The organism is Aristophania sp. ESL1100 (genome assembly GCF_058511235.1).
This window is the reverse complement of sequence record NZ_CP196394.1, coordinates 1,309,962-1,335,961: the sequence shown is the minus strand read 5'-3', so window position 1 is coordinate 1,335,961 and position 26,000 is coordinate 1,309,962. Positions and strand designations below refer to the sequence as shown.

Annotated in this window: 22 protein-coding genes; 16 read left to right on the top strand and 6 right to left on the bottom strand. The window is 50.8% G+C overall.

The genetic code is table 11. The annotated features are described in order from the left end of the window. The first annotated feature begins 15 nt into the window (after positions 1-15). Positions 16-1,815 carry an aspartate--tRNA ligase gene (gene aspS, locus ACSYSY_RS06250; protein WP_491706719.1) on the top strand — a complete coding sequence of 600 codons (1,800 nt, stop codon included), beginning with the start codon at positions 16-18 and terminating at the stop codon, positions 1,813-1,815. 57 nt (positions 1,816-1,872) lie between these two features. Here the strand turns inward: aspS and xth are convergent, their stop codons facing one another. Together xth and erpA are read right to left on the bottom strand one after the other, a co-directional pair. Further along, a complete protein-coding gene (gene xth / locus ACSYSY_RS06245) occupies positions 1,873-2,643 on the bottom strand; it encodes an exodeoxyribonuclease III (protein ID WP_491706718.1) in 771 nt (256 codons plus the stop codon). Positions 2,644-2,678: 35 nt separating this feature from the next. Next, positions 2,679-3,017: an iron-sulfur cluster insertion protein ErpA gene (erpA, locus tag ACSYSY_RS06240; protein ID WP_491706717.1), complete on the bottom strand. Its 339-nt coding sequence runs from the start codon at positions 3,015-3,017 to the stop codon at positions 2,679-2,681. Between the two features lie 146 nt (positions 3,018-3,163). Here erpA and ACSYSY_RS06235 point away from each other — a divergent pair, with 146 nt between their 5' ends. From ACSYSY_RS06235 to serS, 8 genes are all read left to right on the top strand, one after another. Continuing rightward, entirely contained in the window at positions 3,164-4,354 is a 1,191-nt protein-coding gene (locus ACSYSY_RS06235) for a deoxyguanosinetriphosphate triphosphohydrolase (protein WP_491706716.1), read from the top strand. 147 nt (positions 4,355-4,501) lie between these two features. Next, a complete protein-coding gene (argS, locus tag ACSYSY_RS06230; RefSeq protein WP_491708237.1) occupies positions 4,502-6,289 on the top strand; it encodes an arginine--tRNA ligase in 1,788 nt (595 codons plus the stop codon). After that, positions 6,290-7,333 carry an SPOR domain-containing protein gene (locus tag ACSYSY_RS06225; RefSeq protein ID WP_491706715.1) on the top strand — a complete coding sequence of 348 codons (1,044 nt, stop codon included), beginning with the start codon at positions 6,290-6,292 and terminating at the stop codon, positions 7,331-7,333. Positions 7,334-7,342: 9 nt separating this feature from the next. Then, the gene (locus ACSYSY_RS06220) at positions 7,343-8,089 is read left to right on the top strand and encodes a segregation and condensation protein A (protein ID WP_491706714.1); all 747 of its coding nucleotides are present in this window, start codon (positions 7,343-7,345) and stop codon (positions 8,087-8,089) included. After that, positions 8,082-8,690 carry an SMC-Scp complex subunit ScpB gene (gene scpB / locus ACSYSY_RS06215; protein WP_491706713.1) on the top strand — a complete coding sequence of 203 codons (609 nt, stop codon included), beginning with the start codon at positions 8,082-8,084 and terminating at the stop codon, positions 8,688-8,690. The genes ACSYSY_RS06220 and scpB overlap by 8 nt, the downstream gene beginning before the upstream one ends. Then, positions 8,683-9,264, top strand: a complete 582-nt coding sequence (gene tatB, locus ACSYSY_RS06210) for a Sec-independent protein translocase protein TatB (RefSeq protein WP_491706712.1) — start codon at positions 8,683-8,685, stop codon at positions 9,262-9,264. Before scpB ends, tatB begins: the two co-directional genes overlap by 8 nt. Next, positions 9,257-10,123, top strand: a complete 867-nt coding sequence (gene tatC, locus ACSYSY_RS06205) for a twin-arginine translocase subunit TatC (RefSeq protein ID WP_491706711.1) — start codon at positions 9,257-9,259, stop codon at positions 10,121-10,123. Before tatB ends, tatC begins: the two co-directional genes overlap by 8 nt. 4 nt (positions 10,124-10,127) lie before the next feature. Then, positions 10,128-11,390, top strand: coding sequence for a serine--tRNA ligase (serS, locus tag ACSYSY_RS06200; protein WP_491706710.1), 1,263 nt, complete (start codon positions 10,128-10,130; stop codon positions 11,388-11,390). 81 nt (positions 11,391-11,471) lie between these two features. On the opposite strand, the gene ACSYSY_RS06195 is transcribed toward serS, so the two are convergent. Next, the gene (locus tag ACSYSY_RS06195; RefSeq protein WP_491706709.1) at positions 11,472-13,931 is read right to left on the bottom strand and encodes a helicase-related protein; all 2,460 of its coding nucleotides are present in this window, start codon (positions 13,929-13,931) and stop codon (positions 11,472-11,474) included. A gap of 212 nt (positions 13,932-14,143) precedes the next feature. Here ACSYSY_RS06195 and ACSYSY_RS06190 point away from each other — a divergent pair, with 212 nt between their 5' ends. Genes ACSYSY_RS06190 through ACSYSY_RS06180 form a run of 3 tightly spaced genes read left to right on the top strand, consistent with a single transcriptional unit; the run spans position 14,144 to position 18,590 of the window. Further along, on the top strand, positions 14,144-15,037 hold the full coding sequence (locus tag ACSYSY_RS06190) for a ferredoxin--NADP reductase (protein ID WP_491706708.1): 894 nt from the start codon (positions 14,144-14,146) through the stop codon (positions 15,035-15,037). Positions 15,038-15,062: 25 nt separating this feature from the next. Next, entirely contained in the window at positions 15,063-16,451 is a 1,389-nt protein-coding gene (gene gorA / locus ACSYSY_RS06185; RefSeq protein ID WP_491706707.1) for a glutathione-disulfide reductase, read from the top strand. Between the two features lie 45 nt (positions 16,452-16,496). Continuing rightward, positions 16,497-18,590, top strand: a complete 2,094-nt coding sequence (locus ACSYSY_RS06180; RefSeq protein WP_491706706.1) for an FUSC family protein — start codon at positions 16,497-16,499, stop codon at positions 18,588-18,590. A gap of 59 nt (positions 18,591-18,649) precedes the next feature. Here the strand turns inward: ACSYSY_RS06180 and ACSYSY_RS06175 are convergent, their stop codons facing one another. Continuing rightward, positions 18,650-19,090, bottom strand: coding sequence for a hypothetical protein (locus tag ACSYSY_RS06175; RefSeq protein ID WP_491706705.1), 441 nt, complete (start codon positions 19,088-19,090; stop codon positions 18,650-18,652). Positions 19,091-19,330: 240 nt separating this feature from the next. On the opposite strand from ACSYSY_RS06175, the gene ACSYSY_RS06170 reads away from it, so the two are divergent. The 4 genes from ACSYSY_RS06170 to gltX are packed head-to-tail and all read left to right on the top strand — an operon-like array spanning position 19,331 to position 23,776. Then, positions 19,331-20,728, top strand: coding sequence for a class II 3-deoxy-7-phosphoheptulonate synthase (locus ACSYSY_RS06170; RefSeq protein ID WP_491706704.1), 1,398 nt, complete (start codon positions 19,331-19,333; stop codon positions 20,726-20,728). A 40-nt stretch (positions 20,729-20,768) separates the two neighbouring features. Further along, the gene (locus tag ACSYSY_RS06165; RefSeq protein WP_491706703.1) at positions 20,769-21,944 is read left to right on the top strand and encodes a nicotinate phosphoribosyltransferase; all 1,176 of its coding nucleotides are present in this window, start codon (positions 20,769-20,771) and stop codon (positions 21,942-21,944) included. A gap of 32 nt (positions 21,945-21,976) precedes the next feature. Further along, on the top strand, positions 21,977-22,405 hold the full coding sequence (locus ACSYSY_RS06160; protein ID WP_491706702.1) for a hypothetical protein: 429 nt from the start codon (positions 21,977-21,979) through the stop codon (positions 22,403-22,405). Between the two features lie 36 nt (positions 22,406-22,441). Next, positions 22,442-23,776, top strand: coding sequence for a glutamate--tRNA ligase (gene gltX / locus ACSYSY_RS06155; RefSeq protein ID WP_491706701.1), 1,335 nt, complete (start codon positions 22,442-22,444; stop codon positions 23,774-23,776). 52 nt (positions 23,777-23,828) lie between these two features. Here gltX and ACSYSY_RS06150 read toward each other — a convergent pair whose 3' ends face one another. Both ACSYSY_RS06150 and cysS read right to left on the bottom strand, forming a co-directional pair. Beyond that, positions 23,829-24,611 carry an RNA methyltransferase gene (locus ACSYSY_RS06150; RefSeq protein ID WP_491706700.1) on the bottom strand — a complete coding sequence of 261 codons (783 nt, stop codon included), beginning with the start codon at positions 24,609-24,611 and terminating at the stop codon, positions 23,829-23,831. 6 nt (positions 24,612-24,617) lie between these two features. Further along, a complete protein-coding gene (gene cysS / locus ACSYSY_RS06145) occupies positions 24,618-25,988 on the bottom strand; it encodes a cysteine--tRNA ligase (RefSeq protein WP_491706699.1) in 1,371 nt (456 codons plus the stop codon). Between the last annotated feature and the right edge of the window lie 12 nt (positions 25,989-26,000).

Genomic DNA, 26,000 nt, shown 5'->3' with positions numbered 1-26,000 from the left:
ATGAGGGTTTTATCCATGCATCAATACCGTACTCACACTTGTAACGCCTTGCGTGTGGAGGACGCGGGAAAAACCGCACGGCTTTCCGGCTGGATACACAGTAAACGCGACCATGGTGGCCTGCTTTTCATTGATTTGCGGGATCATTATGGCGTGACGCAGATTGTTGTCCCTGCTGGGGGTGAGCTTCTTTCCCAGGCCGAGCGCCTGCGTGTTGAAAGCGTGATCACAGTCACAGGTGAGGTCGTTGAACGTGAGGATGGACAACGCAACGGTCATCTTCCCACAGGTGATATTGAGCTGCGCGCTCAGGAAATCACGGTGCAATCCACTGCAGATGTGCTTCCTTTCCAGGTGGCAGGACAGGAAAATTATCCTGAAGAGCTACGTCTGAAATATCGTTATCTTGACCTGCGCCGTGAGAAAATGCAGCGTAACCTTCTTTTGCGCAGTCGTGTTATTGCCAGTATGCGCCGCCGTATGCAGGATCAGGGATTTGTCGAATTCCAGACACCCATCCTGACGGCATCATCACCTGAAGGGGCGCGGGACTTTCTGGTGCCGGCACGTTTGCACCCCGGGAAATTCTATGCGCTGCCTCAGGCACCCCAACAGTTCAAGCAGCTTGCCATGGTGGCCGGGTTTGAGCGTTATTTCCAGATTGCACCCTGCTTCCGTGATGAAGCGTCTCGTGCGGATCGTAGTCCGGGTGAATTCTACCAGCTTGATTTTGAGATGTCCTTTGCAACGCAGGAAGATGTTTTTGGCGTTCTGGAACCAGTCCTTGCAGGGCTTTTTGAGGAATTCACACCTGAAGGATGGCAGATTACAGAGGGTGCTTTCCCACGGATTCCCTATGCAGATGCTTTGCGCGATTACGGTTCTGATAAACCTGATCTCCGTAATCCCCTGATCATTAAAGATGTCACAGAGGTTTTTGATGGTTCCGGTTTCGGTTTGTTCGCTAAAATTGCCGCTTCTGGCGGTCAGGTGAAAGCCATTCCGGCACCAGGTGCCGGGGACAAACCACGGGCTTTCTTTGATAAGCTGAATAACTGGGCCCGTGAGCAGGGAGCAGGCGGCCTGGGCTACGTCATTTTCGAAGAGGAAGGCGGGAAAGGCCCGATTGCGAAAAATCTGGAAGCCGAACGTCTGACAAAGTTGCGCGAAATTTGTGGGCTTAAGGCAGGGGACGCTGTGTTCTTCGCGGCAGGGAAAGGTGACGAAGTCACAAAATTCTCTGGTGTGGTGCGGACCAAAATTGCGACCGAACTTGATCTGATCGAGAAAAATGCCTTCCGTTTCTGCTGGGTTGTTGACTTCCCCATGTTTGAACGCAACGAGGAAACTGGGCAGATTGATTTCTCCCATAATCCTTTCTCAATGCCACAGGGCGGCCTTGAAGCGCTGGAGACACAGGACCCGCTGACCATTAAAGCCTATCAATATGATATCGTTTGTAACGGTGTAGAGCTGTCTTCGGGAGCGATCAGAAACCATCGCCCTGACATCATGCTCAAGGCTTTTGCGATTGCAGGTTATGGCCCCGAAGTCGTTGAAGAACGCTTTGGCGGTATGTTGAATGCCTTCCGTTATGGCGCTCCGCCTCATGGTGGTGCAGCACCGGGGGTTGATCGTATTGTCATGCTTCTGGCTGATGAACCCAATATCCGTGAAGTCATCCTCTTCCCACTCAATCAGAGTGGTGAGGACCTGATGATGGAAGCGCCAGCCCCTGTCGAGCCAGCTCGTCTGAAAGAGCTTTCCCTGAAGCTGGATCTGCCAAAACCGAAAGTGACAGCCTCTCATTCATAAGAATAAGAGACTTCCTTTAAATGAGCCTCCCTTTCTCTATAAGGAAAGGGAGGTTTTTTATTTCAGAGTAACGAGAAGCGGGACATGGTCAGAGGGTTTTTCCTTTGCCCGCTCATCACGGTCAATTTTCACCGCTTCAAGCCGATCTGCCAGAGAAGGGGATAGAAGGGCTATGTCGATTCTAAGCCCGGAATTTCTCTGAAACGCTGCTGCCTGATAATCCCAGAAGGTATAAAGTCTTTCATCGGGGTGAAGTGCCCTTGTGGCATCCGTCAGACCGGACCAGAGAAGGCGCCGGTATCCAGCACGGCTTTCTGGCGCAATAAGGGCATCTCCCGCAGAAAGTGCGCCGGGTGTCAGATCCTCGTCAGTCGGGCAGACATTATAATCACCGATGAACGTGAAGGGCGTGTTTTCTTTCAGGAGGGTTTGGGCTCTGTGATAGAGGGCCTCCATGAAAGAGAGTTTTTTCTTAAATCCTTCTTCTCCGCCTGAATTGCCGTTTGGAAGATAGAGATTTCCGATTCTGACATCATGAATCGTGACTTCCAGATAACGTGACGCCGTGTCGTCAAAACCGGGAAGATGGTCTGTCACAAGTGTTATGGGCTGGCGGCTGATAAAGGCGACGCCATTATATGATTTTTGCCCTTTCACAATGCAATGAAAGCCATTTTCCTCAAAAATGGAAGGGAACTGGCTTGTCTCACATTTGATTTCCTGTAGCGCCAGTATCTGGCACTCAGGATGGCGCTCAAGCCAGTCCAGGACCAGATGGGCACGCATGCGAACGGAGTTGATATTCCAGGAGGCAAAACTGAAGGACATAAGGAAGTGAGGCTTTCAGAGATTTTTAAAAGACTTTATGCGAGGGAAAAGCTGCTGCCGCACCCACAGGAAGAGGCGGCATTGGGATTATTGACGACGAAATGAGCCCCCATAAGCTTGTCGATGAAATCCAGTTCAGCGCCTTCCAATAAGGCAAGACTGGCTGGGTCAACCAGAACGGTCGCGCCATCTGACTGAATGAGCGTATCATCTCCGTGGCGGCCGCGGTCCAGTTTGAACTGATATTGAAAACCGTTACATCCCCCCGCATTGACGGCGACGCGCAAAGCCAGTCCTTCCTTATCGTCCTGTGCTTCTATGATCTCAATAATACGGGCACGCGCTGTGGGGGAAATGCGGAAACTCTCTGTCATAAAATTTTTCCCGGAGAAGAAACTCTCAATTCTGGAGGAGGAAATAGGTCACTTACGCTTGACTATAAGGCAAGCCGGGTCAAGAATCGACGATAATCATCGTGATCCTTCTCGATAATAAAAGCCGGTAGAATGAAAGGTAACTTATGGTCGCGCCTTATGCCGTTCAGCTCCAGAATGCCCGCGGGCGTCTTTATGAAGAAGAAAAATTATCTGAAAGCAGCACATTTTGTGTCAGGTCTCCCTGGCAACGTGATCGTGACCGTGTCCTCCATTCTACGGGGTTCAGGACACTGCAATATAAGACGCAGGTTTTTCTCAATCATGAAGGTGATTTTTTCCGCACCCGTCTGACCCATTCTCTCGAAGTCGCCCAGATTGCCCGTTCTGTGGCACGAAATCTGGATGTTAATGAAGATCTGACAGAAGTGATTGCCCTGGCGCATGATCTTGGTCACACCCCCTTCGGTCATGCCGGGGAGGATGCCCTTGCCGAGGCCATGAAAGGATGGGGTGGTTTCAACCATAATGCTCAATCCTTAAGGTTGGTGACTGAAGTTGAGTCCCGCTATCACGGGTTTAATGGCCTTAATTTGACGTGGGAGACGCTCGAGGGGCTGGCCAAACATAATGGGCCGGTTAAGAAACCATCAGCATGGCTGGTTGAGTTTGATGAAATTTATCCTCTGGATCTGATCCATTACCCCTCAGTGGAAGCGCAGATCGCGGCCATTTGTGATGATATTGCCTATCATGGGCATGATCTTGATGATGGGTTGCGTGCGGGACTTCTCACATTTGAAGATCTTGAAGAGGTGCCCTTGCTGAAGACATGTCTTGATGAGGTCAGAAAATTGGACTGGTCTCTTTATGAGCCATTGGAGCGCGCGCAGAGAATGCGCCATGAGCTGGTCAGGCGTGTGATTAACGCCCTGATTCGGGATTTAACGGAAAATAGTTCCAGCCTCTTAAAGGAGCTGGCGCCTCGGACGGTTGATGATATACGTCACGCCAGACAGGGTGTTATCGCGCTTTCTGCCGATATGGCGCAGAAAAACAAGGAAGTTCGTAAATTCCTTTATGCTAAAATGTACCGTCATTGGCGCGTTATGCGCATGGCACGCAAAGCCAGACTGGCCTTAAAGGAAATATTTGCCATCCTTAGCGAAGAGCCGCGCCTGCTCCCCAGTCCCTGGCGTGAAAAAGCCCTTGCAAAACATGGCATACAGGAAGAAGGGGGATCGCGCCGTGTTATTGCGGATTATATTGCCAGTATGAGCGACAGGAACGCGATGGAGGAACATAAGCGTCTGACAGACTTATCCATCATTGTTTAGGGGGGTGATAAAAATTATGACTGCCCTTATAAGAGCGATTATAAAACATTTTCAGTAAAAAGCCTTTAAGCAGGGCTGGTCTCTTTTTCAGCCAGGCCCGCTCCAGACAGGAACATATATATGCCCGTTTCTACAGCGTCATCGACAATCTCAGACTGTTTTTTCGCCCAGATGCTGGAGAAAGTTGTAGAGTGCGTGAGTGAGCTCCTGCCTGATCTGCCGGGGGATGTTCTGGCCCGGATCGAGCTCACTCCGACAAGAGATCCCTCACATGGAGATATGGCGACAAATGCGGCCCTGCTGGTGGCAAAACCGGCCAGAAGCAAGCCACGGGATATTGCTGAGAAGCTTGCGGATCTGTTGGCAGCGCGCCCTGAAATTGAGAAAGTTGACGTGGCCGGTCCGGGCTTTGTTAATCTGACGTTAAAAACGCAATTCTGGCAGAAAATCGTCTCTGTTGTGCTGGAAAAAGGCGAACACCTTTATGGTCGCTCTTCTATCGGGCAAGGGAAGAGAGTGAATGTGGAATATGTTTCGGCCAATCCAACGGGACCGATGCATGTAGGGCATTGCCGTGGTGCGGTTGTTGGTGATGCTCTGGCAAACCTTATGGGGGCCGCTGGCTATAAGGTTACCAAGGAATATTACATCAATGATGCAGGCACGCAGGTCAATGCCTTAAGCTGGGCAGCTTACTGGCGTTATCTTCAGGCACTTGGGACCTTTATCCCGGCAGAAGAGTTTGACAAGCTGTCCCCCAATGGATTGCAATATCAGGGTGATTACCTGATTGCCGTAGGAGAAGCACTGGCAAAATCCTATGGAAGTTCACTGGCTGGGGACAATAATAGCCCGGCCGATCCGTCAGTCTGGTTTGAAATTGTGCGCAAGGTAACGCTTGAGCATATGATGGCCATGATCAAGGAAGATCTGGCGGCTCTGGGCATTCACCATGAAATCTTCAGCAGTGAAGCGTCTGTTCTGGCAGAGGGTGATGTTGATAAAGCCATCGCTGTTCTTGAAAAGAAAGAGCTGCTTTATCAAGGTGTTCTGGAACCTCCCAAAGGCAAATTGCCTGATGACTGGGAAGCTCGCCCCCAAACGCTTTTCCGCTCAACTGACTTCGGAGATGACACTGACCGTGCCTTGAGAAAGGCCGATGGAACGAACACCTATTTCGCCAATGATATTGGTTATCATGCCCGGAAAGCCCAAAGGTCAGATCTGATTATCGACGTTCTGGGTGCGGATCATGGCGGTTACGTTTCCCGTATGCGTGCGGCTGTGAGTGCCTTGACTGACGGGAAAACAGACTTTGAAGCGGTTTTATGTCAGATCGTGCGTGTTGTAAAAGATGGTGAGCCTGTAAGGATGTCAAAGCGTGCAGGGACTTTTGTAACCCTGCGTGACCTGCTTGATGAGGTGGGACGCGATGCTGTCAGGTTTATTATGCTGACGCGCAAGGCAGATGCCCAGATGGAGTTTGACCTGAATGCAGCGGTTGCCCAGACGCGCGATAATCCTGTCTTTTACGTCAATTATGCGCATGCACGCTGCTGCTCTGTCCTGCGCCACGGGACTGAATTATTCGGGGCAGAGGCACTGTCAGAAGCAGCCTTGGCAAAAGTTGATCTCTCCGGGCTGACTCTGCCTGAAGAATTGGCGGTGCTCCGCCGTATAGCGGCGTTCCCTCGTCAGATAGAGGCGGCCGCTACGGCACGTGAACCACACCGTATTGCAACCTATTGCATTGATCTTGCTTCTGATTTCCATGCATTGTGGAATAAAGGCCGGGAAGAGACACGCCTGCGCTTTATTCAGGAAAATGCCCCGGAAGAGACATTTGCGCGTTTGGCGCTGGTGTCGGCTATCGCGACAACCATAAGAGCCGGGTTGGGCATATTGGGCGTTCAGGCTTTGGAGGAGTTACGTTAAATGTATGAGCGTAATGATGAAAAGAGAGTCAATCTGACACCCCCGCAACCTGACGAGCGTCTCGGGGGCGCTGATTATGCAGATGGCCCTCGTTCACGTCTGGGTGGTAATCCCGGGTCAGAACAGCCTGAGCGGCAATTTAGAAAAAGTCAGCAGAAAAATTTTCTGCTTTCCCTTTTAGGGCAGGACCCTGCGACCCGTAAATTGATGGGCGGGGCTCTCGCAATTGTGGTTCTGCTTCTTCTTTCCGTCGGGGTCTGGTCCCTGTTTGGGGAGAAACGTCATCAGGGCGTTCCTGTTATTGCACCTCCTTCCATGGCCTTAAAGGACCGTCCGGCTGATCCCGGTGGAATGCAGATTATGAGCGATGATTCCCTGAAAGGGGACGTTACAGGGAAAGGGGAAGTCCATCTGGCTCCTCCAGCAGAACAGCCTGATGAGCGTATCCTGGCGGGTAAGGATGGCCGATCTGTAACCCCGCCTGTTCAGCACCCTTTGCAGAGTGATATTCCGTCAGCAGATAAAACGGCTCCAGGGACACCGACAGTTCCTGTTCCTCCGCCTTCAGAACCTGCCAAGGGGATTCAGTCAGACATGGTCTCTCCTGATGGGAAAAAGCCGGAAACAGCCACTCCCACTGTTGAACAGCAGCCCGTGAAACCGATAGCTGAAAGCACGGAGAAGAAGTCCGAGGAGGCTGCCGGTAAAAAAGCAGCAGCTACTTCTGAGTCCCATCATACGGCTAAAAAAGAAACGACTTCCCAGACTTTGCCTCCGCCAAAAGCATTACCTCAGAGTGGTTCTTATCAGGTTCAGCTTGCCGCTCTGGATAGTAAGGAAAAAGCCAGACAGGTCTGGACGCGTTTGCAGAAAAAATATCCTGAGCTCTTTGGTAGAAGGTCAGCTCTTTATAGCCAGACGAGCCACGGCGGACATACGTTTATTCGTCTCAGGACCGGTGGATTTTCTGACTTGAAGGCGGCGAAGGCATTCTGTGCTCAGGCGCAGGCTCATTCTGTCTCCTGTACTCCCGCCTTTTTCTAGGAGTGCTGTGTGACGGAGAGTCTTCATCTTCGTTTGGAAGGATATGAGGGCCCGCTCGATCTTTTGCTGGATCTGGCACGAAGGCAGAAGATCGACCTGTCAGAGATATCCATCCTGCAACTGGTCGATCAGTTCCTGGCCGTTGTTGAAGAAGCCAAAGATGAGGCGCGCCGTTTCGATCTGGACGTAACAGCGGACTGGCTGGTCATGACAGCGTGGCTGACCTGGCTGAAATCCCGTCTCTTGCTGGAAAGCCCGGAAGCCGAGGTTGAAGAGGCGGTGGATTTGCTCCATGGGCGCCTGATTGAGCTCGAACGCATGAGGGAGGCGGTCAAATGGCTGGAGGCGCGGCCCCGTCTGGGAATTGACGTTTTTGAACGCCCGGTGGCGGAGGAATATGTTGAAATTGACCGTTCTCAATTAAAAACAGATCTTCCGTCCCTCATTAAGGCCTATCTTGCAGCAAACAGGCGCAGGCAGCGGAAGCAGGTTTATCGTCCCCGGAAAATCCGTTACTGGAGTGTTCAGGAAGCTCATATGGTTTTGTCTCGTTTATTGGGGCAGGAAATCAGTATGCGGTGGCAATCATTAGTGTCACTCCTGCCTGCTCTTGAATCGCAGACCCATCTTGAAGAAAAGGCTGCCATAGCTGGGGCGTTTCTCGCCAGTCTGGAAATGGCTAAAGGTGGCCGTCTCGAATTAAGACAGGCATCGGCTTTTACAACCATTGAATGGCGGAGCCGGAAAGATGTCTGATGAGCAGACTCAGGCTGACCAGCTTGCCTTGATTGAAGCCTATATTTTTGCCAGTGCAGAACCAGTTTCGTCTCAGAGTGTGCTGTCTTTCCTTCTTGCGCAAAATCATCATGTGGAGAAAGAGGAACTTTCCGTTCTAATAGAAGCGCTGCAGAAACGTTTTGAGACTCATTCATTTGAATTATGTTCTGTTGCGCGTGGATGGCAGTTCCGGACGAAAGCGGAATTTGCGCCAGCTCTTACAAAAATGATTGAAAAACCTCGCCGTCTTTCCCGTGGGGCTATGGAAACTCTTGCCATCGTCGCTTATCATCAGCCTTGTACAAGGGCCGATATTGAGACCATAAGGGGGGTCAGTCTGGGGCAGAATATTCTTGATACTCTTCTGGAGGAAGAGCTTCTCACGCCAAAAGGGCGCCGGGAAGTGCCAGGCCGTCCTGTTTTGTGGGGAACGACAACCCGTTTTTTAAGAGTGTTCGGTCTGAATTCCCTCAGTGATCTTCCGAGGAAAGAAGAACTTGTCATTGATCCTGCCCTGTTAAATCAAGATGGCGGTGATATGACGCAGGAAAAGGGGGGAACAGGCGAAAGCGATGTTTGATTTCAGCTGGACAGAAATTGCCCTTTTTGCTGTTGTCGTGCTGATTTTTATCAAGCCGAAAGACCTCCCTGTTGCCATGCGGGCGCTTTCCAGGGCGATAAAGGCAATCCGCCGGATGGCAGGCGAATTTCAGAACCATATTGATGAAATGGTGCGTGAGGCTGATCTGTCTGAAGCGCGTGAGCAGATCAAGGAGTTAAGGCAGTTCAATATTCGCGATCAGGTTAAAAGAGCGATTGATCCTGATGGTGGGTTGAAAAAGTCCCTCACGATTGAAGAGGGAGATTTCGTTGATAATCTCCCCTCTGTGCCGTCTCCCCCTGCCTCGGAAATCGGGGACTATAAGCCGGGGGAAAGCCAGCCTTATAATGCCCGGATGGAAGCACAGGCTGAAGCCTTGAAAAATGCACCAGCCATGATTCCCCCTCCAACAGCAATGCGTCTGATTGATGAGGCGGAATATTGGCACACACCTACCATTATTCCGCCGGAAATTGCCTTACATCATGGAAGGCGCATCCGTATTCTCTCTGACCCATCTTCCAGGAAAGCCGATATGAGGCAGCATGGCTGATTCGAACAATACGATTCATGATAAAGCGATGCCGTTGCTTGATCATATCATTGAATTAAGAAAACGTATTATCTGGTCGCTGGCGACCTTCATGATTGCTTTTGGGATCTGCTACCATTTTTCCGGCGAGATTTATCATTTTCTTTCCGCACCTCTGGCTGACATCATGCGCCAGAAAGGTGAGCAGCCTCATCTGATTTATACAGCTTTGTACGAAGCTTTTTTTACCTACGTCAAAGTCGCGGTTTTCGGAGCAATTTTCCTATCTTTTCCCATGATTGCCATTCAGGCCTGGATTTTTATTGCGCCGGGACTGTATCGCAATGAAAAGAAAGCTTTTGCCCCTTTTCTGATTGCAACACCGGTTTTGTTCCTTCTTGGGGCAGCCTTGGCCTATTACGTCGTCTTTCCCTTTGCCTGGCGTTTTTTCCTTTCCTTTCAGCAGGCAGGAGGGACGAACCAGATCGGCATTGAATTACAGGCCCGCGTCTCTGAATATCTCAATCTTGTCACCAAAATGATTCTGGCATTCGGGATCTGTTTTGAGCTCCCTGTTGCTTTGACCCTGATCGTTAAAGCCGGACTTGTGAGAACCCAGACTTTGAAAAAAGTGCGCCGTTATGCCTATGTCGCAGCGTTCGCGGTTGCAGGCATTATTGCCCCGCCTGATGCGATTACCATGTTAAGCCTCGCTATTCCGCTGGTCGGGCTTTATGAGCTTTCGATTTTTGCCGCTCGTCTGGTAGAACCCCGCTATGATAGCACCGCTGAAGAAAACACTTCCGAAGAGGCGTCTTCCGTTCCGGAGCTACCGGAATTTAAACAGATAGAAACTGATAAAACAGGGGGAGCATCCTGAGTCTATGCATGATCTTAAAAAATTAAGGGCCAACCCTGCTGCTTTTGATGAAGCTCTGGCACGGCGTGGAATCAGCCCCGTGGCAGAACGTCTGGTGCAGGAAGATGAAGAACGCAGGGCAGCGCTCTCGGAACTTCATCAGGCTCAGGCTGAGCGTAAAAACATTGCGCGCGATATCGGTCAGGCAAAGAGGCAGGGGCAGGATAGTGCAGCGCTTGAAGAAAAAGCCGTGCAGCTGCGCGACCATATTGCCGCACTTGAAGCGCGCTCTGATTCCCTCACAAAGCAGATTGAGGATGTGCTGAAAACACTGCCCAATCAGCTGGACGCTTCTGTTCCTGATGGACGGGACGAAAGTGACAATGTCGTTATCCATCAGACAGGAGAAATCCCTCAATTCCCATTTACGCCCAAGCAGCATTTTGAGCTTGGAGAAGCGTTGGGTTTGATGGATTTTCCAACAGCTGCCAAATTATCAGGCGCCCGTTTTGTCATGCTTAAGGGGGCTCTGGCACGGTTGGAGCGGGCAATCGGGCAGTATATGCTTGATACGCATACGCAGGAATTTGGCTATCAGGAAACAACAGTTCCCCTTCTGGTCAATGACGCAGCCATGTATGGCACGGACAAACTGCCCAAATTTGCCGAGGATTCATTCCATACAGATGATGGAAGGTGGCTGATCCCGACCGGGGAAGTGCCGCTGACAGCAACGGTCATGGGGGAAATGCTCCCGGCAGATAGTCTACCTCTCCGTTTAACAACGCTTTCGTCCTGTTTCCGTTCTGAAGCCGGCTCAGCCGGGCGTGACGTAAGAGGGATGTTGCGGCAACATCAATTTACGAAATGTGAGCTTGTCTCAATCGTCAAACCTGAAGCAAGCGACGCTGAGCATGAACGCATGACCAGAGCTGCGGAAACAATTCTTGATAGGCTGGGGCTTCCTTACAGGCGCGTTCTGTTATGCGCGGGAGATACAGGCTTTGGCGCAGCAAAAACTTTTGACCTGGAAGCATGGCTACCCGGTCAGCAGGCATGGCGTGAGGTTTCCTCCTGCTCCAATACCAAAGATTTCCAGGCAAGACGCATGAATGCCCGTTTTAGAAGTGAAGAAGGCCCTGCCTTCGTCCATACCTTAAATGGCTCAGGTCTGGCCGTAGGCCGCGTTATGATCGCCTTAATGGAAGTTTATCAGACCGAAGACGGACGAATTAACATTCCAGAAGCCCTCAAACCCTATATGGGGGGACTGGAACAAATCGGATAAGTCTGAAACTCCGATTAAGAAAGATCTTAGTTTTGAGACCCTGCCTGATCGTTCAGGCAGGGTTTTTGTCACGGTTTCCGGTTATGAGTGGGGCTTTTTCCTTTTCCCGGAATAAGGTTTTTTCTTTTTATGGGACGAGGCCGCGTGATCGTTCTGTTTGGGATGGGTGTTATCTTTCCCTTTAGGGCCACGGCGTTTGGGACCAAGCTTGCGGGCTGATTCTTTCATGCGGCTTTTGGTACGCAGCACGCTTTCAATCCAGTCATTAAGGCGCGCGGCATTTTGCTCAGCATCCTGCAAGGCCGGATAATATTCGGGAAAGCGCATGGCAAGCCAGCGCCAGCTTACCAGGCGTTTATGCCGTTTCTCGGCACGTTCCAGCTCGCTATTTCCTGCATTGGCTGGTGGGGGCAGCTTGCCAGTGCCGGGCGGATGTACAACCTGCCCGCGTGCATGGGCTGCTGCCCATTCAATAAGGCGTGGTATGCCATTATCGCGCACATCAACTGGGCACATGGCGTAAGTCCAGCGTGTATTCAGATCGAGCTTATCCACCCCTTCAAGGGCCGAGGCAATTTCAAGAGCCTGTTCCATATCAGCAAGGCGGTAATTGGGGTCATCAGGGCGCAAAACGGCTCGCTTGATGCGGGTCAGGACACCATAAAGGCTTTGGGAGCCTATTTCCTGGGCAACAGCCTGCACAATGTCGGAATCAGGCTGAACCAGAGGACGAAGTTCTTTTAATTCCTCGGGAGGGGCCTCAAGCATAGTGCGTACAAAAGATGGACTTCCACCCCCATCAAGAACACAGACGAGGCCGTGCTCATGCTTGCCATAACGGCCCGCGCGTCCTCCGATCTGTTTGACCTCCTGGGAGGTGAGGTTGCGTGTGTTCCGGCCATCATATTTACGTAATGTGCTGAAGATCACTCTTTTTATGGAGAGATTCAGCCCCATGCCGATGGCGTCAGTCGCAATCAGAATGTCTGCTTCCCCGTGATTGAAGCGGGCGGCTTCTGCACGCCGGACTTCAGGGCTGAGGGCCCCATAAATGACGGCAACGCTTTTATTCTTTTCGAGTAATTGCGCGCGGTAATCCAGAACGTCACGCCTGGAGAAAGCGATCAATGCATCACCGGAACGCAAATCTCCCAAAGCGAGGGTATGTCCAGCCTTGAGGGGGCTTTTGCGCTCAAGATGGATTTCATCAACCGGGTCATTACAAAGTGCAGCAATGCGTTTGACCAGGGGGATGCAGTCAGGAGCGCCCAGAATGAAGATATGTCGCGCAGGCACCCCCATAATGGCCGCTGTCCAGGCCGCTCCTCGGTCCGGGTCGGTCAGCATCTGTGCTTCATCAATGATGGCCACATCGACCGGATTATGAAAGGGGCACATCTCAACCGTTGCGGCCAGATGACGCGCCGTAGGGTCAATAATGCGCTCTTCCCCCGTTGTGAGGGAGACGGCGACGCCACGGCTTAACAAGGCTTCCCGGAATTCATGAGCCAGAAGCCGCAAGGGCGCGAGGGCGATCCCGGATTCCGCTTCTGCCAGTGCCTGGAGGGCAGTATGCGATTTTCCGGAATTTGTCGGTCCCGTAACGAGCGTGATACGTCGCTTAAGAGCCCGAGCTGTGCGGAAATGAGCGGCAAACCGGTCCAGTGCTGCGACGCGGGCAATGGCTTCATTTCCGATTTTAGTCTCAGATTCCGACTTCTTGTTGCTTTTATCTTTCTTTGACAGACCTTTGCGCCATAACGGCACTTCAGGAAGAAGTTTTTCAATTTCAACAGGATCGAAAAGGAAAATCTCCCGGCCGTCAGGCTGTGTTTCGCGCTTTGCGATGGGGAGACGGCTTTCAGCAATCCAGCGTAACACTTCCCGGATGGAGCAATGAAGGATCGCCGGTAGCCTGTCATATTCTATAAGCGTCTTTTCCCAGTTTTCCAGCCGTTCCAGCTCTGCCTGACGGCGCATCTCGGCGCGCTTGCGGATTTCTTCCTGTTCTTGCTGTCTTTTTTCCTCATAGAGAATGAGATCATCTTCGAAGCCGAGATCGATCCCGCCAAAAGCCCGGGCAATGCTATGAGAGAGCTCTTCAATCTGGCGGGCTGAAAGATGGGAGCCTTTATCGGCCATATCTGACCTGACTTCCTCGAGAACATCGCGGGGACGGTCAGCAATGTCGCGCCATTTTTCTTCCAGAACCGAATCGAGCAGAGCCGATAAGGCCTCTATTTTGACAAGCGGGTCATTAACGCGTTCTGCGGCTGTCAGCACATCTTCTTTCTGCACCCAGATATGGCCCTGACCATGAGCCATTTTCATGAGCGCGCTGGCCCACTGGCGCCTTCTTACCTGACAAAGTGCGTGCAGGAGCTCTGGAAGAGTGATGTCTGTTTTTTCAGTGTTCAGTCTTCTGGCAATCTGTCGCAAGAGGGCAGGGCGCTCTTTTGACGTGATAGCGAGTTCTCCATCCCATTCTGCTTCAGCATGGTTGAGAGCAATTTCAGCAGGGGAGAGAGCGTGATCATTCATGAAAATGGAAACCTGTGGGAAAATTTAAGCAAGTGTTAAGTAAGGGGAAAGCCGCTTTTGAACGGCCAGTTAATGTTTTTGCATGGGGCGAAAACGTATGATGGCTTTCCGTTTTCTGCAATAATAGGCTAAAACCATGTCACAATTAACAATAACGGGCTTTCTGCCTTAATTCCTTTTGTTCTTATTGTCCAATGGAGACAAAGACGGATATGACCACACCATTCCCAACTGATTCTGCACCTGTTCCGACTCTGGACGCCCCTTTGAGCGGACTTGTCCCTTACGAAGGCCACGACCGTCAATATCGTCTGGCGAAGCCGAGCAAGGAATATAGTCATCTTTACCCTGCCGAGGTGAAGCAGGTCCATCATTGGACGAACCGTCTTTTCAGCTTTACGACGACTCGTGATCCCGGCCTGCGTTTCGAAAACGGTCAGTTCACAATGATCGGTATTGAAGTTGATGGCAAACCCCTTTTGCGTGCTTATTCAATCGCTTCAGCCAATTATGAGGATCAGATGGAGTTTCTCTCCATCGCTGTTGAGAATGGCCCTCTGACATCACGTCTGCGTCATGTCAAAGTGGGTGATACAGTTTTGATTGGCCGTAAGCCGGTTGGCACATTATTGCTGGATAATCTTAAACCCGGTCGTAATCTTTATTTCCTTTCAACAGGCACCGGTCTGGCTCCTTTTATGAGCCTTATTAAAGACCCCGATGCCTATGAGCGTTATGATAACATTATTCTGACCCATACAGTGCGTGAGCGTGGTGAACTGGCGTATAATGATTTCATTAAAAACATTCTGCCGGAAAATGAATTCCTGGGAGAAGATGTCAAGGCAAAGCTGAAATATTACCCTGCTGTGACGCGTGAAGAATTCCCTGTGCAGGAACGTATTACCAGCCTGATTCAGAGCGGTCGTATTTTCCGTGATCTGAATATCCCTGAGCTGGATCCTGAGCATGATCGGGTCATGATCTGTGGGTCACCTGAAATGCTTGCTGATACAGAGAAACTTCTTGAAAGCCGTGGCTTTGAAGAGGGTAACATGAGTAATCAGGGTTCTTACGTGGTTGAGAAAGCCTTTGCCGAACGGTAAGTTTTTTCAATAAGGAGCTGAGTTGATGCAGGAATTTGATCTCTTTATCATAGGTGCCGGTTCTGGCGGCGTACGCTGTGCCCGTATTGCAGCCCAGAACGGTGCCAAGGTCGGTATTGTCGAAAGGCAGCACTGGGGAGGGACCTGCGTCAATATTGGCTGCGTGCCCAAAAAACTTATGGTTTATGCTGCTGAAGCGGGCCGGGCGGTTCATGATGCTCCTGCCTATGGGTGGGACGCGTCGGAGAACGGGCATGACTGGTCGCGCTTCATGGCGGCGAAAAATAAGGAAATTGAACGCCTGAATGGCATTTATGTTTCCTTGCTGAAACGTTCTGGTGTTGAGCTTTTTACAGGAGATGCCAGCCTGCTGGACGGCCATACGGTGACAATTGCGCCGTCTGCATTGGAGCCTCAAGCGCAACCTCAGACAATCAGGGCCAGAAATATTGTGCTGGCGACCGGGTCTACGCCTGTAAGGCTTGATTTCCCGGGGGCTGAGTATGCTCTCGTTTCAGATGATCTCTTCTCCCTGCCAGAGCGCCCTGAACGCCTTGCGATTATTGGCAGTGGCTATATAGGGATTGAATTTGCCGGTATTTTCGCGGGACTGGGTTCAAGTGTGGAACTTGTTTACCGTCAGCCCCTGCCATTAAAAGGGTTTGATCAGGATCTGCGTGAGCGGATGCATATGCTGATCGATCAAAGAGCCATTAAGCAGCATCATGGAGTAACCCCTGAGAAAATAGAAAAAACAGCTGATGGGTTGTTGCTTTCTCTTTCGAATGGCAAGGTTCTTGAGGTTGACGCTGTATTAATGGCAACAGGACGGAAGCCGGCTATTGAGGGACTTGGTCTCGATAAGGCCGGTGTAAAGGTTGAGAATGGTAGCGTCGTCATTAACGAAGCCTTCTCGAGCTCTGTTCGGTCTATCTATGCGATTGGTGATATTACAAACCATTATAATCTGACGCCGACAGCCATTGCAGAAGGGCATATGCTCGCTGAGGCGCTTTTTCATCCTCAGGGTCGTGAATGGTCTTTTGAAACAACGCCTAAAGCCGTCTTTTTCTCTCCCCCTCTGGCAAGCGTGGGGCTGAGTGAAGAAGAGGCACGCACTCAGCATGATCTTGAAATTTATACGGCAGAATTTACCCCGATGGGGCATATATTACCCCAGAGACCCGGTAAGTGCTTCATGAAACTCATTATTGACGGCCGCAGTGGTGTTATACTGGGTGCGCATATGATAGGTCCTGAAGCCCCGGAGATCATACAAATTATGGCGGTAGCCGTTACAGCCGGTCTGACCAAGGCTGAAATAGACCGCACTGTGGCCCTTCACCCGACTTTAGCTGAGGAATTTGTCACAATGCGTATGCCCGATAGAAAAGTTCCCCGGGCACATTCATGAAGCAGCTGGTTTAAATAAAAATGAGGCAGTTGCTAAAGGAGGATAATGAAGCGACCGTTATTGGAACCTGACGCAGTAAGTGCCGCACTTTTTGCCTTAAGGACAACGGTTGTCTCTTTGATTGCTCTGGCTATTGCCTTCTGGATGGAACTGGACCAGCCCCAATGGGCAGCTATGACTGTGTGGATTGTGGCCCAGAACTCCCGGGGAATGAGCCATTCCAAAGGAAAATGGCGTATTATCGGTACAGTGGGAGGTGTGGTTTCCGCTCTGGCGTTAATTGCACTTTATCCGCAATATCCCTGGCTTTTCTTTGTATCACTGGCACTATTGGCGGGGTTATGTACGGGGCTATCTTCGGTCACAAATAACTTTCGCAGTTATGCGCTTGTCCTTGTCGCCTATACAGGGGCAATTATTGCTTTAAGTGCTTTGGAGCGGCCAGATAAAGTCTTTGATATCGCAGTTTCCCGCGGCACCTATATTATTTTAGGTGTGGTCTGCGAAATGATCGGGGGCATGATCTGTGTCCCCAATTCTGTCAAAGACGCTCTCGAGGATCTTCATAAACGTTTTTCGCACCTGATCGGGCAGTCTGCTCTGGCGCTGGCTGGTATTGCCCTTGATCGTCCTCACGCTGTGACGACCTTGAGCAATCTTTTAGGAACGTTGCAGAAATTCAATGACAGTCTCGAGTTTGTTCGCTCGGCAACCCAGCAGGCTGGTGGCGATATTGCGCGTGCCCATAAGGTACTGACACTGATTGCCATAGTTCTTTCAAGGGGGCTTGGGCTTCATTCCCGTCTGATGTCTGTGGGAGAGCTATCAGGCACTTTGAAAGCAGACCTGCGCTTTTTAGCCACAGAGCTGGAGAAACTCCCTGATATTATGGCGGTTCGGGGTCAGGGAGGGATCGCGGTTGATCGTCTGGAAGAGCTGAAAGCGGTTTTTCATAAGAAATTGCAGATGGCCCTGATGAAAGATGATGATGACTCGCTCAAGTCAGCCATTATCTATTCCGGCATTGATTTTATGCTGAAGGATTTTATCGTTGCTCTTTCAGCGCATCATTTCAGCCGCAAGGACTATCCACTTAACAATTTTCCTTCCCTCAGGCGGCAGCCGGACTGGCGCTCTGCTTTTTCAAATGGGGGGAGAACCGTTGTCGCTCTTCTGGTTGGGGCACTTGTCTGGGAAGTGACAGCCTGGTCTGAAGGACCGGCTTATCTCAGTCTCCTGGCCGTTGTCTGCACGCGTTTTGCAACGTTTGATAATACCGTATTGGTGAGCCGACAATTTTTTTACGGGGCATTCTGGGCTGTTATTGCCAGTATTATCCCGGTTTTTTTCATCATCCCTGTAACATCGAGCTACGTTCTGTTTGGTCTGGCAATCGGGCTCATCATGTTTCTGGGAGGCCTTGGTTTACGTTACCTGCCGACTTTGACGATCGCTGCTTCATTTTCCAATTTTTTCCCCTGGGTGCTGGGGCTGGATAATCAGACACGTCTTGATGAGGTCAGCTGGTTTAATACCTCTCTCGCGCTGTTATTGGCTTTATGGAGCGGGGTTGTTGTGTTCCGGGTTGTTTTTCCATTTACAGCACCACAGGCATGGCATGCCCTGAGAGGGCATCTTGCCAGAGGGTTGAAGCGCCTGTTGCGCCAATCAGGCCACGTTAGCAAATTTTCCCAGATCGACTGGATCGCCGATACAGCCCAGCGTATGGAGCAGGTATTTCGCTATGCCGGGCAGCTGCCCGAACACCATGTTGAGGATATGGTGAAAGGGACTTTGTCTATTATGACAGTGGGGCGCAATCTGCTCATGCTGGAGAGTTTCTCTCAGGAAGGGCGTCTGCCGCGTGATATGAGTTACGAAGGTGAGAAGATTGTCAGTTCTCTGATTCAATCTCCCAGGGCATCGGATACCCATAATGGGCTTCCTTCTCTTCTGGACCTGAAGTCCAGTCTTGAGGAGTTACGAGAAAAGTTGTCGAGGACCTATGATTTTTTTGAGCGCAGGGACATCGTGCTGGCTCTGGGATCACTGATGATTTTAAGATTTGAATATATGACCAGCCGTATTTTCCTAACAAAACCTATTATTACCTCAGGCAAGTCAGAAGGCCTGGGATAGAGTGCGGTAAGGCAGGAATGAGGTGGGTCCTTTTCCCGCCTTACAGAATAAAGGCACAATCAGTATTGGAACCCGTTTCCACGCGGAGCGACCCAGCCATTGCCCGTTGCGTCTCCCAGTTCACCTTGCTGTGTCGGGTTGCTATCGCGGTAGGACGTGCCGAATTTACTGAGGTCCGTACCGGTTGTTTTATCCCTCTGAACCTTGGCCTGATGGTCTGGATCAGGGCCGTTCTGGAATTCCATTGAGGGGGCTTCCTGATATCCGGGCGGTGGGGGGCGCGTTCCGCGGGCATGATAGTGCTCGCCCCCATGTACAGCCTGGCTTTTGGGTGCAGCTTTAGGACTATTGGGGTTATTATTCTGGTCAAAAGGCTGATCAAAATGGACTTCCTGAGCATTAGCCTCAGTAATGAAAGAGCCAACCCCTTGAGAGATGCCTAGAATGAAAGCTGTTGAACTGATCAGTGAAACAACTTTGCGACCTGTAAGTAATCTCATGATTCTTCCTGACGAAGAGAAAAACAATTTTCCCCATAATTGACCTCAAATACAAAAGCTTCAAGCCCCTACATTCAGGAAGCCGTTAATGGCAGAAAAAAGAACAGATTTTTTTAATCTTTATATCCTGTTCAGAAACTCTATTTTATTAAGACATAACGCTTTGCAACGTAGCAAAAAACAACGATAAAGTATAATGAATTGGCCTTATTAGCCGCGACGTAAGCTGGAGAATGAAGAATGGCAGAGGTTAGTAAAACCCCTGATACTGTAAAATCCGCTGCCCTTAATGGGTGGTCCGTTGAAAGTTGGCGTTCCCGCCCGGGGCGTCAAATGCCATCTTATACGGATCAGGCCTCTCTCAAAGCTGTAGAATCCCGTCTGGCCAAATATCCTCCGCTTGTTTTTGCCGGTGAGGCCCGGCGCCTGAAATCCAGGCTGGCTCAGGCAGGCAGGGGAGAGGCTTTCGTGTTGCAGGGGGGGAACTGCGCCGAAAGCTTTAATGAATATACCGCTGATATCGTTCGTGACACATTTCGTGTCTTATTGCAGATGGCTGTGGTTCTGACGTTCGGGGCAAAGGTTCCTGTCGTTAAAATCGGGCGTATGGCTGGCCAATATGCCAAACCACGTTCATCAGATACGGAAACAATTAACGGCGAAAGCCTGCCTTCCTATCGGGGCGATATTATTAACGGCCCTGAATTTACAGCAGAAGCCCGTGAGCCGGATCCCCGCAGGATGGAAACGGCTTATTTCCAGTCAGCAGGTGTCATGAATCTGCTCCGGGCGTTTTCCAATGGCGGTTATGCCAATCTTCATCGCGTCCATGGCTGGAACCTCGATTTTGTTGCCCGTTCCCCGATGGCAGAGCTCTATCAGGATCTTTCCAACCGGATTGATGAGACACTTTCTTTCATCAAGGCCTGTGGCTTGAACGGGGATTCAGCTCATATTGATGAGACTGAGTTCTATACGTCACATGAGGCTCTTTTGCTGCCTTATGAACAGGCCCTGACGCGGATAGACAGTACATCGGGCCGTTATTATGACTGTTCGGCTCATTTCCTCTGGATCGGGGACCGCACACGTCAGCCTGATGGGGCACATGTTGAGTTCCTTCGTGGCGTTGAAAATCCTATTGGTGTGAAAGTCGGTCCTACCACAACGATTGAGGATCTTGAGAAGCTTCTCGAAATTCTTAATCCATTGGATGAAGAAGGCCGTATCACGCTGATTTCGCGTATGGGACGTAACAAGGTTCATGAATTCCTGCCGCCTTTGCTGGAAGCTGTGCAGCGCACGGGCCGTCATGTGACATGGTTGTGTGACCCTATGCATGGGAATACGACAACAACGTCCGCCAAGGTCAAAACGCGTTCTTTTGAGGATGTTCTGGCTGAGGTAATCGGATTCTTCGAGGTCTTCAAACAGGCAGGTCTGCGCCCAGGGGGTGTGCATTTTGAAATGACGGGCCAGAATGTGACCGAATGTATTGGTGGGGCACATCGTTTGTCAGAAGATGACCTTGGTTTGCGCTATGAAACATTCTGTGACCCTCGTCTGAACGCAGAGCAGTCTTTGGAAATGGCTTTTCTGCTGACGAAAGCTCTGGCTGAGTCAAAGGGTGGCAAATAAGCCTTCCATGTTAATCTTATGCCTGTGAAAGAGCGTGTTCATGGCAACTCCAGAAGAAGCCCTTGCGTCTGCCCTTGGTCCGGAGCAGACCCTGACTGAAGAAGAAATTCTTGCAAGGACAGATGCTTATTTCGAGCGGACGCGTGCAGTCGTGCGCCATTTTGGTGATGAACGCGTTACCTACGCTGTTTTTATTCGCCGCCCTGTCATTGCAGCCTGCGGGCTGGCTCTGGCCTGGGTCAGAAATGTGGCAAAGGAACAGGGGTTCGAAATTGAGATTGAAGAACTTTTCCCCGAAGGCGCCTGGGTGGGCGCCGGAGAGGCCCTGTTTTATCTGACAGGCAATTTTTCTGATCTGGTTTTGCTGGAAACAATGGTTCTGCAAAAAACAGGTGCTGCCTGTGTAGCCGCCTATAATGCCTATCAGATGGCGGTAACGCTGCCTTCTGTCCCATTTCTGGCCATGGAAGCACGTCATTGCGCCGGGGCTGAAATGCAGGAGCTGATGGCTTATGCCGCTTCTGTGGGGTCGCGGGCGGCTCAGATGGAAGGGGCAAAGGGATTTATTGGCAACGCCAATCACGGAACGTCCGGCTTTTTTGGCATGAAGGTCGGTCTTGGGACAATGCCTCATGCCCTGGTCGGTTATGCCGGTTCAACCGTGCGGGCTGCCGAGATGTATGCTGAGCTTTATCCGCAGGATCAATTAGTCGTTCTGGTTGATTATTTTGGTTATGAGATCACAGACGCACTTGCCGTCTGCCATCGCTTTCCTGAAAGGGCCATGCGGGGCGAGATCAGTGTCCGGCTGGATACGCATGGAGGGCGCTTTCTGGAGGGGCTTGATACGACATCCTCATACGAAGTACTGGAGCGGCATAATCCGGGTATTATCCGTCATTATTGCTCTGACAAGGAGCGACATTATCTGGTCGGTATGGGCGTCTCGGCAGCGGCGATATGGTATATGAGAGAGGCTTTGAATAAAGCGGGCTTTCCAAAGGTGAAGATCATTGTTTCATCTGGTTTCAGTATTACGAAATGTATCACCATGAAGAAGGCTCATGCCCCGATTGATGTCGTGGGGACGGGCTCATTTCTACCCAAAAGCTGGTCTGAAACCTATGCAACGGCTGATATTATCGTTTACGGAGAGCAGAGGCGTGTTAAGGTTGGACGCGAATTTCTCCTGAACAGATTCCGCCAGAAACCATAAGTCCAGGAACCATCATAAGTAAAGCAGAGTTTATGAGCCATACAGAAACAAAATCTGACCCTCAGGAATGGGTTGTCAGGATCATCGATCAGTCGGGTGCGACGGAAGATGATACGATTGAGGAAGTGAAAGGGTTTCTTGACCTTGCTCATGCCAACGCTTTCTGTCGTGCCTATGTTCGCGATAGTATAGAACGGTGTCGTGTTCCCGGCGCATCCGGGCGCGAAGTGCTGGAAAGCTGGTTCTCTTTTGGAGAGAATGCTGAAGTAATTGATGCAGGAGATGATGGCTGGAAAGCAAATTCCGAGCTGGATGATTTTGTTTCCTCTCCTGCAACCCGCATGGAGCGCGACTGGCGCAGCCTTGACCCCCGCCGGCTGGTTGAGGAAGAGGATGTGTTTGAAGAACTGAACGATGATGAAGACGATGAGTTGGACCCATCTGACGTAACCCGGCATTAAGATTGTTATTTAATTCTAATTGAGACTATTCCTGATATGAAACTCCGCTTTGCTCCGTCTCCGACCGGTTCTCTCCATGTAGGGAATGCGCGTCTTGCTGTTGCCAATTACCTCTTTGCACGCAAGCATAAAGGCACTTTTCTGCTGCGTATGGATGATACCGATACGCAACGGGGGAAGAAGGAATATGAGGAAGCCATCAGACGTGACCTGAAATGGCTGGGGCTGGAGTGGGATGAAGAGGCGTGGCAGTCCAAAAGGCTGGAACGTTACGCTGAGCAGGTTGAAGCCCTGAAAGCATCAGGAAGGCTTTATCCTTGTTTTGAAAGTGAATTGGAGCTCAAGATCAAGCGTGAACAACGCTTGCGCGCAGGAAAGCCACCAATTTATGACCGGGCCATGCTTAAGCTGACTGCGGAGCAGCGTGAAAAGGCAGAAGCCAACGGAAAAGTGCCTTATTGGCGGTTCAGACTCTCTGACCAGACCCGTCACTGGAATGACCTGGTCATGGGAGAGATGAGCGTCAAGCTGACCGCTATTTCCGACCCGGTTCTCATCCGTGCGGATGGCAGCATTCTCTATACTCTGGCGTCTGTGATCGATGATCTCGATATGGGTGTAACCCATATTATGCGTGGTGAGGACCATATCACCAATACAGGCGTTCAGCTTGATATCGCTGAAGCTCTAGGTGCAAAGCCGAAACATTTTACGTTTGCTCATCTGCCACTTCTGGTCGGAGGCGGCGGTGAGAAGCTTTCCAAACGTCTAGGCGGCCTTGCTTTATCGACGCTGCGCCATGATGGCATCGAACCACAGGCGATTGTAGCGTACCTGGCTCGTCTGGGAACGTCAGATGACCCGGAAGTACTGCCGATGGATGAGCTGATTGCCAGCTATAATATCAATCATGTGTCAAAATCCGCAGCGCGCTTTGATATGACCCAGCTTCTGGCCCTTAATCGCCGCACGTTGCATAATCTTGCTTTTGAAGACGTTAAGACCCGGTTGCCTGAAGGGGCTGATGAAGCATTCTGGCTGGCGATCCGGGGCAATATTGACCTGATAGCAGAAGTCCCTCATTGGTGGGATGTGTTCCATGGTTCCATTGTTCCGCTCTCTTTGCCTGATGAGCGTGATTTTCTGGCAAAAGCCAAAGAACTTCTCCCACCTGAACCATGGGATGAGACTTTCTGGAAAAGCTGGATTGATGCTCTGAAAGCTGAGACAGGGCGGAAAGGAAAACAACTTTTCATGCCGCTTCGCCTGGCCTTAACCGGAGAGGAAGCCGGGCCGGAACTGGCTCATATTATGCAGGTTATGGGAAGGGCGAAGGTGATACAGCGCCTCAATGACGCCTTGACCAGCTAAAAGTAAGAAAAGAGCGAATAAAAAGAAAATGCCCCTTTTAAAGGGGCATTTTTTATGGTGTTTCAGACCGTCCGTAATCATGGGATAGTGCTCTGACCACACCATGGAGTGTGCGCAATTCCTGTTCTGTCACTTCTCCACGGGTGAAAAGGTGACGAATATTGCGGATCATACCGGGCTTTTTCTGTTCATTGCGTAAAAAGCCTGTTTTTCCCAGATCACCCAGGAGATGATTCATGAAATTATTCACTTCACCTTTCGTGGCGACGTGGGTTTCATTCGTCATTAATGTGCGTTCCGGGGTCTGATCTTCTGTCAAAAACCATTCATAAGCCATAATCAAGACAGCTTGAGCCAGGTTAAGTGACATGAAACCGGGATTGAGCGGATAGCGAATAAGCGTATCGGCTCTCGCCATATCCTCATTATCAAGGCCTGCGCGTTCAGGGCCGAAAAGAATTCCCGCCTTAAGCTGACGCTGGCTGATGGCGCGTAATTCAGTCGCAGCTCCCCGTGCCGTCATTAAAGGCTTGATGATGTGGCGTGGGCGTGGGCATGTCGCAAAAACACGGTGCAGATCAGCAACAGCCTCATCAACCGTCTCAAAAACCTGAGCCGCTTCCAAAATACGGTCTGCCCCCGATGAGGCATACCAGGCACGTTCCTGGGGCCAGCCATCACGTGGGGCAACGAGGCGGAGATGAAATAATCCGCCATTCGCCATGGCACGGGCTGTTGTGCCAATATTTACGGCAAGCTGTGGGCGTACTAAAATGACAACAGGGTCATAAGGGCCAAGGGGCGCAAGATCGGCGCCACCATCACGTCCGGTCATGAAAACTTATCCTTTGCGCCAGGTTGTGCCCTGTGGGCCGTCTTCCAGGAGAATATTTTGTGCTGCCAGTTCAGCGCGAATTTCATCAGCGCGGGCAAAGTTCTTCTCTTTTTTGGCGGCCTGTCGTTCAGCAATCAAGGCTTCAATTTTATCTGTGGAGAGAGACACATCTCCCTGAAACCATTGGGAAGGTGAGACATGAAACAGCCCCAGGAGTCTTCCACCATTATAAAGATCGTCCGCTCCCTGCTGGTTGCCTGCCATGGCAAGATCAGCAAATTTATGCAGCTCAGCGAGGGCCTGAGCTGTGTTCAGATCCTCATAAAGAGCATTTAACAGGCTTGGAGGGAGTGCCTTATTTTTCTCGGAAGGAGGGGTTTTTTCCAAAGCGCGATAGAAGCGGTCGAGCGTTTTACGGGCGTCTTCAAGTTTCTCCCAGGAAAAATCCAGTGTTGAGCGGTAATGGGAGCCAAGGTAAAGCAGGCGCAATGCCTCAGCGGGGAAACGCTCCAGAACCTCTCTGATTGTATGAAAATTTCCCAGTGATTTGGACATTTTCTCTCCATTGGAGAGAAGCATCCCTACATGGAGCCAATAACGGGCAAAATGGCTCCCTGGATGAGCACAGAGTGATTGTGCCCGCTCATTTTCATGATGAGGGAAGAGGAGGTCATTGCCACCACCGTGAATATCGAAATTCTCGCCCAGATAATGCTGAGCCATGGCAGAACATTCAATATGCCAGCCCGGGCGGCCTCTTCCATAAGGGCTTTCCCAGCCCGGTTCGTCCGGGGAGGAGGGTTTCCACAACACGAAATCACCCGGATCGCGTTTATAAGGCGCAACCTCAACTCGTGCACCTGCGCGCATATCATCAAGCGAACGCCCTGAGAGAGCGCCATAATCAGGGAATGAACGCACATCAAAAAGAACATGACCTTCTGCGACATAGGCGTGGTTCTGTTCAATTAACTGGCCGATCATCTCAAGCATGTCAGCAATATGGGTGGTTGCCTGAGGTTCGATATCGGGCGGCAGGATTTCCAACGCTTTCAGATCCTGATGGAATTCCTCTGTTGTGCGCCTGGTCAGGGCAGAAATTTCCTCCCCTGAGCTTTGGGCACGCTGAATAATCTTGTCATCAATATCAGTGATGTTGCGTACAAAAGTGACACGCTTATAGAGCGTTCTCAGGACACGGACGAGTATATCGGCGCATAGCATGGCTCTGAGATTGCCAAGATGCACCAGGTCATAAACAGTAGGACCACAGAAATAGAGCTTGATATGGCCGGGGTCTAAGGGAACGAAGCGCTCCAGCTTATGGCTGTGGCTGTTATAAAGACGGAAAACAGGGGAGGAAGGAGTTTCATTCATAAAGTGATCAAT

Excerpts from the sequence above, each read along its gene's own strand:
- gorA (WP_491706707.1), top strand. The coding sequence starts at position 15,063 with ATGCAGGAATTTGATCTCTTTATCATAGGTGCCGGTTCTGGCGGCGTA.
- ACSYSY_RS06195 (WP_491706709.1), bottom strand. The coding sequence starts at position 13,931 with ATGAATGATCACGCTCTCTCCCCTGCTGAAATTGCTCTCAACCATGCT.
- ACSYSY_RS06225 (WP_491706715.1), top strand. The coding sequence starts at position 6,290 with ATGTATGAGCGTAATGATGAAAAGAGAGTCAATCTGACACCCCCGCAA.
- tatC (WP_491706711.1), top strand. The coding sequence starts at position 9,257 with ATGGCTGATTCGAACAATACGATTCATGATAAAGCGATGCCGTTGCTT.
- ACSYSY_RS06190 (WP_491706708.1), top strand. The coding sequence starts at position 14,144 with ATGACCACACCATTCCCAACTGATTCTGCACCTGTTCCGACTCTGGAC.
- erpA (WP_491706717.1), bottom strand. The coding sequence starts at position 3,017 with ATGACAGAGAGTTTCCGCATTTCCCCCACAGCGCGTGCCCGTATTATT.
- ACSYSY_RS06170 (WP_491706704.1), top strand. The coding sequence starts at position 19,331 with ATGGCAGAGGTTAGTAAAACCCCTGATACTGTAAAATCCGCTGCCCTT.
- gltX (WP_491706701.1), top strand. The coding sequence starts at position 22,442 with ATGAAACTCCGCTTTGCTCCGTCTCCGACCGGTTCTCTCCATGTAGGG.
- ACSYSY_RS06175 (WP_491706705.1), bottom strand. The coding sequence starts at position 19,090 with ATGAGATTACTTACAGGTCGCAAAGTTGTTTCACTGATCAGTTCAACA.
- cysS (WP_491706699.1), bottom strand. The coding sequence starts at position 25,988 with ATGAATGAAACTCCTTCCTCCCCTGTTTTCCGTCTTTATAACAGCCAC.
- serS (WP_491706710.1), top strand. The coding sequence starts at position 10,128 with ATGCATGATCTTAAAAAATTAAGGGCCAACCCTGCTGCTTTTGATGAA.
- scpB (WP_491706713.1), top strand. The coding sequence starts at position 8,082 with ATGTCTGATGAGCAGACTCAGGCTGACCAGCTTGCCTTGATTGAAGCC.
- xth (WP_491706718.1), bottom strand. The coding sequence starts at position 2,643 with ATGTCCTTCAGTTTTGCCTCCTGGAATATCAACTCCGTTCGCATGCGT.
- ACSYSY_RS06150 (WP_491706700.1), bottom strand. The coding sequence starts at position 24,611 with ATGACCGGACGTGATGGTGGCGCCGATCTTGCGCCCCTTGGCCCTTAT.
- ACSYSY_RS06235 (WP_491706716.1), top strand. The coding sequence starts at position 3,164 with ATGGTCGCGCCTTATGCCGTTCAGCTCCAGAATGCCCGCGGGCGTCTT.
- ACSYSY_RS06160 (WP_491706702.1), top strand. The coding sequence starts at position 21,977 with ATGAGCCATACAGAAACAAAATCTGACCCTCAGGAATGGGTTGTCAGG.
- tatB (WP_491706712.1), top strand. The coding sequence starts at position 8,683 with ATGTTTGATTTCAGCTGGACAGAAATTGCCCTTTTTGCTGTTGTCGTG.
- ACSYSY_RS06180 (WP_491706706.1), top strand. The coding sequence starts at position 16,497 with ATGAAGCGACCGTTATTGGAACCTGACGCAGTAAGTGCCGCACTTTTT.
- ACSYSY_RS06165 (WP_491706703.1), top strand. The coding sequence starts at position 20,769 with ATGGCAACTCCAGAAGAAGCCCTTGCGTCTGCCCTTGGTCCGGAGCAG.
- aspS (WP_491706719.1), top strand. The coding sequence starts at position 16 with ATGCATCAATACCGTACTCACACTTGTAACGCCTTGCGTGTGGAGGAC.